Raw genomic sequence first — 7,698 nt, 5'->3', positions numbered from 1 at the left:
TGAAAAAATTGCGTATAGTCCCGCCCGCCGCCTTGCGGCAATCCGCTTTGGCAACCCGCCGTATCTCAAAGGAGCTTGAATTTGTACAAGGGATTTACAGGAGTCGTTTTTCTATTACTGGGCGGCTGCTCGCTGCATCCATATACCAAGGATGAGCTGTTGAACACCGGCACAACCAGCCCCGAATATTGCCTGACGCAAGAGCGGGCGCTGGTGGAAGAACGGGTGCAACGCTACCTGAACCACTGCTTCCACCCCCAAGTGACCGAGCTCAACACCGGCGCAAGACTCGTCAACACCATTCAATTGAAAGTCGACCGGAACGCCGAAAGAAGCGACATGGTGCTGTGGGCGCCAACGATCTACGGAAGCCAGTTCTATATGAACGTGATCGTCTCGCAAAAGAACCCCGCCTGCGCAACCACCATGACCGCCGTGGCCTCAGGCTGGGGATTTGCGCGAAACTTTCCAAAAATCCTGGAAAGCGCAAACGGGGGAGACCCGTGGTGCCCGCTGTAACCCCACCTGTTGCTCAATCAACCGGCTCCCGCTGGGCTGCAAAGCAGCCCTCGCTATTCATCGCCGACAGTCCCTTGTGGCGAGGGGATTCATCCCCGCTGGGCTGCGCAGCAGCCCCAAAGCAACCAACTCAATATTCCTGAAACCCCGAGTTGCCTAGTTAGGCGCAGCGGTAGCAGCCGGATCCACCACCTTCGCAGAACGCCCTGTCTCAAGATCCCGAACCTCGTAGTACCACCACTTCATCGAAGACGTGCCATAAAGACCATAGGTACGCCCCCCCTCCAGATCGACCGTCATCTCCACGGGCCAACTGTATTCAGTTCCAATGGCGTGCTTCACGGAAAGCTTGTGCCGTCCTGCTCCGAGTCGATATTCAGTCTGGCGGGCTAGCCAATATAACGACGTATCGTCATCGATCTTGGATATCGACAGACTCTTGTCGAACTGCCGAATCGTCGCAACCTCGTCCCAGGGTTTTCCTTCTGCGCTTTTATGCTCGTAGTGAATGCAGCCGGTCAAGGTGAAGCATGACAAAACCGGTGCGATAAAGCGCAAGACAACATCGTGTCGCATCAATGGCCCTCCTAGGCACTTTATTTCGACTCAGAAGAAAAAAGGGCAAAAAATCATTTAACAGCTCAGCGATAAACGCCCCTTCCGCCTTTTAATTAAATACGCCTCCGTCCTCTGAAAGCAAAAAACGCCCCTTCAGTTTTTGAACAACTTTACCCATCTCCACAAGCGGAGGAGTATCGCCCGAGGAATATATACTACACAGCGACATATCTTCAGGATAATCAAAATCCGCATATATCTCTTGAAGCCTACGCAACTTACTTTCATCGCTCTCAGTGGATTCTTCAATACAAAGCAAAAATGCTAGGCGCCATTTATCTATATCGAAAGCAACGTCCTCCCCTTGCAGTTGCCCCTCGATCAACGAGAGAAGTTCTTCATCAGATAGGTAATCGCCGCCCGCGATTAAAACGACACCCTGACTGTCCTTACCATCTTCAAGCTTATCGATAGCATATTTAAAAACATCATTTCTTTTCACCCATCCCTTCTTGAGCCCTAAATGGAGGGTCGGCCAGCACACCAACCCTAACTTTGACAGCATGTTGAATGGTGACATAAATTGTTCCTACCTTCTGGGAGTCTGGTTAGGTCGCCCAGTCACCTGACCGCCGGGAATAAAACGCCGATGGGTCACATTTCCCTCATCAACAATCCATTCAAACACGCCACTAACTCCATTGTTACTGCCTTCAATTTGCCTTAGCTCGGAAACTCTTAGCACAACTCCGCCAGCACCCTTGGTTGGTATTTCGAACTTTGCAGCATCACCAGCGTAATTATCGATAATATCATTGAAGCCGTGCTGTCCATCAGGAAGCTTATTAGCGCTCCCAACCCTTGGCTTTCCTAGAACTGAGTTATCAATCCCTTTGGGACCATCCCCAACAACCCCAACCTTAACCCCGGTTGTACCACCCTTCCCCCCAGCAGTCGATGCGAACAAATCCCTATCCGGATTCAACGCATCCGCCGCAAGCTCCGTCAAAAACGCCGCACCATCGCCGTGATCGGTACGATTCTTCTCGATGATACCCGTATTGATAGCCCGCTCATTACCACGAGTAATTTCCCAAAGTGCTATCGAGCGATCGAGTCCGGCACCTCTGCCGTCATGCAGCAATTTCTCATTGGCCGGGATCTCATCCGCCAACTGCTTGGTCACTTGCAAACAAGCCGCCGGGTTATTACGGCAGTACTGGCCGAACTCTTTGTTCCGAGTCGTATCGAGGTTGTTGTAGTACTCCCTGACAGCTTGGCAGTCCGCTGGGGAGGCACAGGTGTTGAGCCTCTGTTCCCTTTCGAGCAGCTCGGCATGGAACAGGTAGTTAAAGGCGGTCGCTTTCTCGGCGATCTTCGAGCCTGTATTCAGGTCGCCATCCACTGCGGCCGCAGCCAATAGCCCCGTCAGCTGTGACAGCATCAATTGCAGATCTTTGTTTTCACCCGCCACCTTGGCCATGCCAGGGATCAGTGCTTCGTTCAAACCGGCAGCGACCGCGCCGGTCTTGAAATCACTTCCCGTCAGTTCAGCCAGCAGCCCGCCCATGATCGCGTGGGCGACAATTTTCTGAGGGCCGCCATCCGGGAACTTGATGGTGTCACCCACCCAGTTGAAACCAGTCGCCATCGCCACATTGCCGGCCTCTCCCAGCAGGGCAGCATTGAAGTTATCGCCGAAGCTGCCGCCGCCAATCGCGGTGGAGATGCCACTGGAAATGACCGCTCGCCCGGTTGTGCGGATTGCCGTGTCAGTCGCGTTACTCCAACGGAAAATGTCCTTGGAGGAGTTGCTGGCGCTCGATGCCGTACCAGCTGAACCCGCCGAACCCGCCGAACCTGCGGACGGCTCGACGCTTTGTGCGGTTGACCCGGCGCCGTCGGCACCGGTAAACCAGTTCTGGTCCGCATACTCCAAGGCACCCGCAGTGAAACCGGCAATCGCTGCGCTCTTCAGGCTGTCGGCGCTGACTGTCTCTTTCAGCGCACGTCCCAGATTGCCCTTGTTGTCGATGGTGCTAGAAAAGGGGACAGATTTATTTAACCAATAGAGCGATGGCTTTCACCTTTCCTTTAAATAAATCTGTCCCCTTTACTGCTCACCCCCTCCAAGCTATTTAAGCTCCAAAAAATTTAAGTCAGTATTACGAGATTTGGAAGCCTTCAAAAAATCCACAAACTTATCCAAAAGAATTTGCACATTGTTATCGAATTTGGATGGTACCAAATCAAGCACATCCCCCAGCTCACAACAGTCCATTATCAACTCACCAATCTCGGATGGAATTCCTTTTTCGTTCAAGACCCTTGAGCTTCTTGGCGAAAAAAGAAGCCGCTCAGCCTCTTCCAACGTTATTGCGCCGCGCTGAACAGACACTAACAAGCCTATCGACAACGCGGACAAAAACCTAGCAGACTCTTCAACTTCAAAAACCTCTAATACCAAGGACATATCTTTCATGTGGCCATTAACCCAACCAACTTAGCGCTCACTTAAAAAACTTATCACTTTAACTTCAACAACAGGAAAAAGAAGAATAGCGGAACAGAAATATGGTGCGATTTTTATCTAACATTAAAGCAATAGACTTCTTCTCCATTTTTCTATAACCCCTTCCCCTTTCTCCCATTCACCCCCTCTTTACCACCTACTCACTAATTAGCACAGCCAACGCCATGATAGCTTGGTCAGATTCGTCATCCAAACTAACACCATAACCTGTTACCTCTAACCCATCATAAGAACCTTCAGCAACGTACCAGCCCTCTTCCTCGTCAAACTCCAGCTGAGCATGAGATAAAAGATCAATTAGCGCGTCACCAAGACCTATGCCACAGCTCAACTTTCCCCTATATGAATGTACGGGCCCGCCACCCTCCAGATATTTTTCAAACATCCAAGCCTTAACTGCGAAAACCTTCCAAGAGCGAACTATAATATAGAGCGCTCGCGGGTCCGCTCCTCCATGTTCTGGAGAATCAAAAAATAAATTCCAATTAGTCAACTGTCGGTCAAAAACGGAGAACCCGTACCCCCCATCACCATTCGCATCGATGTCCTTAGCCATAGAAAGGACGGGCGAGCCTTTAAATTGATAAAGGGCTTTATCCGTATCAACCAAATAAAAATCAAATATTTTTTCTAACTCACCGACTGACGCAGCCAGCGGAACTCCGGCCAGAGACTTAGAAGGCTCTACCGGTGCATCCCAAGAAATCTCAAAACCTATGACTTCGCTCATTTTGGGACCCATAAATTTCTTGAAGAGTCAAATATAACCTTAACCCCTTGGGGATTCAAATATTCCGTATTTTTATCATACTGCGGCTCACCAGTCTGCTTAAATGAAGGCTTATACTCAACAGGATCAATAACTTTAACTTTGCTCCCATCCTTATAACTAAGCTTATAATATTCGCCCACATGACCAGACTTTGTAGCTTTCCCAACCGTTGAAGGACTATATTGAATTTTCACAATACCGGTCGCGCTTCCCTCTACGTTATACGCTTGAGCGTTACCAGAAGTCTTCGCTTTTACTGAAGGGCTCAGGGTAGCACCTTCCAACGTAAAGAATCTTTTCATATCATCTATCGATGCCCCCCAAACACTCGAAGGTTTTTCTACCATATTTACGGGCACACCTGATAGCTCGGCTAAAGTGTTGCGCAGTCCCTCACGGGCAATTGCGGAAGTCGCAGGTATGTCGTTATAAATCCGACCAGGATTTCCTGGAAAAACATCAACGTACCCTGGCTCTATTGACTTAGCACCTCCGGGAACTACCGTTGCTGACAAACCAGGGGCGTTGAAGGAAAAAGGATTGAACCCCGACTGGTCCAGCCACTGCCCAAAAGATGGTGCCCATTCGGCGTTCCCGCCCACGAACATTTGAGCAACTTGTTCAATATGAAGCTGGCCCGCTGTCGTCCAATCACGAGTATTGCCACCACCTATTCCAGTAAAACGTCCCAGTATGTCAGCGGATTTCCCTTCGGGTAGGATAGCAACCAATGAGTCTACAGCTTTAGAGCCAGCGTCTATTTCGGCTCGAACTTCGGGACAGTTCCCCGCCCGTTGACAATCCATCAACCGTTGGTGGTTGGCCGCGTCTCGACGACTCGCCTCAGCCTGTAAATCATCGCAGGTACCTTCCGACTCGCAGTTTTTGGCTTTATCGGTAAGTTCTTGGACATCTCGATGGCTTAAAAAATTGTACTGTGTCGCATTACCCGCCACTTGTGCAGCAACGTCGAGATCCCCATTAGAGGCCGCGGCACCCAGTACCCCGACAACTTTCGAAAGTGCGACCAGATTTTCTTGGGCCCGAGTGTATTCAGGCGTACCGGGCTCCAGATGCGAGGGCAGGAGCGTATCCCCCAGCAAGCCGATCAGGACCTCGTTTGCCCCGCCCGCTATTGCACCTGTACGGAAGTCTCCTCCCATGACCTCGGCCATCAATCCGCCCAGGGCCGAATGGAGCACGATTGCTTCCAAGCTGCCTCCGGCCAAGCCTAAGTCGCCGATTTTTCCGGCGCCGTACGCTCCACCAATGCTCGCCGCCGTTCCAGCCAAAGAAGTTGCTAAGTTGTCCTGGAAACTGCCTCCATACACAGCTGTTTTAATCGTGGCATCCGCTGCCACTTTCATAGCGACTGTCTTTACGCTCTCGGCATTGAAGCCAACTGTACTTGCGTCATAACCAAGCCCTTGCGTAACCCCAGCAGTAGCTATAGAGACGGCATACCCTTTCAAGCTGTCCCTGGAAGTAACGTCCTTGGCAATCGCGCCGAGGTTTCCTCGGTTGTCGATGGTGCTGACCGTCGCCTTGGTCGCGACGCTGATTGCTCCGGCCTGAACCATGGTATTCATGGTGGCCATCATCGGCCCCATTACGGCGGCCAGGGCGATGGCGATAATCAACTGCGAAGCCGGCCCCAAGCCCGACGTGTTGTATTTGAAGGATTCATGTATTTCCTTCACCTGCCGCCAATCGACATCACCGCGTCGCTCGGCTTCTTTGATCCAAGCCAGCTGCGGATCGGCTTTGACCATCGCATCGATGGTCTGGCTGACCGTTTGTTGATCGACATGCTTGATATCGATCTTCAGGCCTTCGACCGCCTTGATGGTGATGTTGCCCGCTGCCGTCATCTGAGTCTGGCGCAAGGTTTCGTCGGTGTTGCCCTTGCCCTTGGCGGAGTTCCAGAACGCGTTGTTATTGGTCTTGGTATGACTTTCGTCGTGCAGGTCTTTCACGCCCTCAAAGACGATGGCGCCGCCGCTTTCCAGTATCAGATCCTTTCCGCTTTGAAGTTGGGCCACTTGGTAGCGCTGGTCATCGCCACTCTTGAGTATCAGGTCACCTCCGGAGCGAATCTGGCTGCCGACATGGGTGATTTGTGTCACCTCATCACGCCGCATCTTCAAGCTGCCCCAACCGCCCTTCTTCTTCATGTCATACAGCGAATAATCCCGATTCTGCTCCGCCAGCAGACTCAACTGGTTACCCGCGACCAGATAAGCCTCATTACCCGCCGCGATCTTGCTCGCGACCATCAACAGGTCATTACGCGCCGAAACCCTTACATCACCACCAGCCTCAAGCGTGGTCGCCTGTTGCTGGACGTGGTCTTCTTCCTTGTTGATCTTCTTGCCGCTGCGCTTGTAGCGGTATTCGCTGGAGTCCTCGTTCGCCGCCGCGATCAGGGCGACATCGTTGCCGCTCAGGTTGATGTCGCCTTTGGCTTGGAGATGGCTGGCGACGACGGTCAGGTTGTTGCCGGCGGTGACGTTGAGGTCGCCGCCCGTCTTGACTTCGCTGGCATGCTGGACCGTCTGGCTCTGTTCCCAGAAGTGGCGCTTGTCCTGGCGCATCGAGCCGTTTTCTTCGCGAGCGGCGGAGATGACGACGTCTCGGCCGGCGCTCAAGTCGGCATCGTTGCCCGCCGTGATCGCGCCCCCCACGTTCAGCAAGTCGCGCCCCGCGCGCACGGTAAGGTTGTTGCCGGCCTCGATGCGTGCCGCGTTGTCGACCACGGAGGTTTTCGAGCTGAAGCCCTTGCCGCTGTTCTCGATGACGCTGACGGTCCGCTCATTGCGGATATCGCCGGTCAGGCTCGACAACTCGACGTCCTTGCCCTTGAGGATGCCGCCTTGCATGTTGACCAGGTCTTTGCCCGCGACCAGCTTGAGCCGCTCGCCCGCCTCCGCCAGGCGGGTATTGACCAGATTGTTCCCGGCCGCCGCCGAAAGGTTTTCGCTGGCACGCAGCGTCCCGGCGTTCCTCAGGTCGGTGCCTGCGATCAGCGTGAGGTTCTTGCCTTGGATCAGCGCGCCATCGGCCGCCAGCCGGTTGTTGGCCTGGGCCATGTAGAGCACCGGCACCAATACGTGCTCGCCGTTGACGACCTGATCTTCCATCCAGACGATGTCATGGGTCAGCGCGGCGACTTGCTGCGACGTCAGGGTCACGCCAACGGCCAGGTTCAGTTGCTCCTTGCTGGCGATGGCATTGTTCATCAGGTACTTGAACATGCCCTCATCGCTGGTCTGCCCATCGATGAAGCGCTGCCCGGTACGGGCGAGCACGGCCTGTT

7 protein-coding genes are annotated in these 7,698 nt (G+C 53.1%); 1 reads left to right on the top strand and 6 read right to left on the bottom strand.

All coding sequences use genetic code 11. The features are described from left to right. Positions 1–81: 81 nt before the first annotated feature. Positions 82–519, top strand: coding sequence for a hypothetical protein (locus OC610_RS16770; RefSeq protein ID WP_264429165.1), 438 nt, complete (start codon positions 82–84; stop codon positions 517–519). Positions 520–675: 156 nt separating this feature from the next. On the opposite strand, the gene OC610_RS16765 is transcribed toward OC610_RS16770, so the two are convergent. The 6 genes from OC610_RS16765 to OC610_RS16740 form a co-directional block, all read right to left on the bottom strand. After that, on the bottom strand, positions 676–1,095 hold the full coding sequence (locus OC610_RS16765) for a hypothetical protein (RefSeq protein WP_264429163.1): 420 nt from the start codon (positions 1,093–1,095) through the stop codon (positions 676–678). A gap of 91 nt (positions 1,096–1,186) precedes the next feature. Continuing rightward, the gene (locus tag OC610_RS16760; protein WP_264429161.1) at positions 1,187–1,657 is read right to left on the bottom strand and encodes a DUF2247 family protein; all 471 of its coding nucleotides are present in this window, start codon (positions 1,655–1,657) and stop codon (positions 1,187–1,189) included. A 9-nt stretch (positions 1,658–1,666) separates the two neighbouring features. Next, entirely contained in the window at positions 1,667–3,112 is a 1,446-nt protein-coding gene (locus OC610_RS16755; RefSeq protein WP_264429167.1) for a DUF637 domain-containing protein, read from the bottom strand. 99 nt (positions 3,113–3,211) lie between these two features. Further along, positions 3,212–3,559, bottom strand: coding sequence for a DUF3969 family protein (locus OC610_RS16750; protein WP_264429159.1), 348 nt, complete (start codon positions 3,557–3,559; stop codon positions 3,212–3,214). A 187-nt stretch (positions 3,560–3,746) separates the two neighbouring features. After that, entirely contained in the window at positions 3,747–4,340 is a 594-nt protein-coding gene (locus tag OC610_RS16745) for a hypothetical protein (protein ID WP_264429158.1), read from the bottom strand. Further along, on the bottom strand, positions 4,337–7,698 hold a 3,362-nt coding region (locus tag OC610_RS16740; RefSeq protein WP_456300304.1), incomplete at its 5' end, for a DUF637 domain-containing protein. The genes OC610_RS16740 and OC610_RS16745, both read right to left, overlap by 4 nt.

The sequence above is a fragment of the Pseudomonas agronomica genome, from assembly GCF_025917275.1.
Classification (GTDB): domain Bacteria; phylum Pseudomonadota; class Gammaproteobacteria; order Pseudomonadales; family Pseudomonadaceae; genus Aquipseudomonas; species Aquipseudomonas agronomica.
The sequence above is the reverse complement of the archived record's forward strand: the minus strand, read 5'-3'. Positions and strand labels throughout refer to the sequence as shown.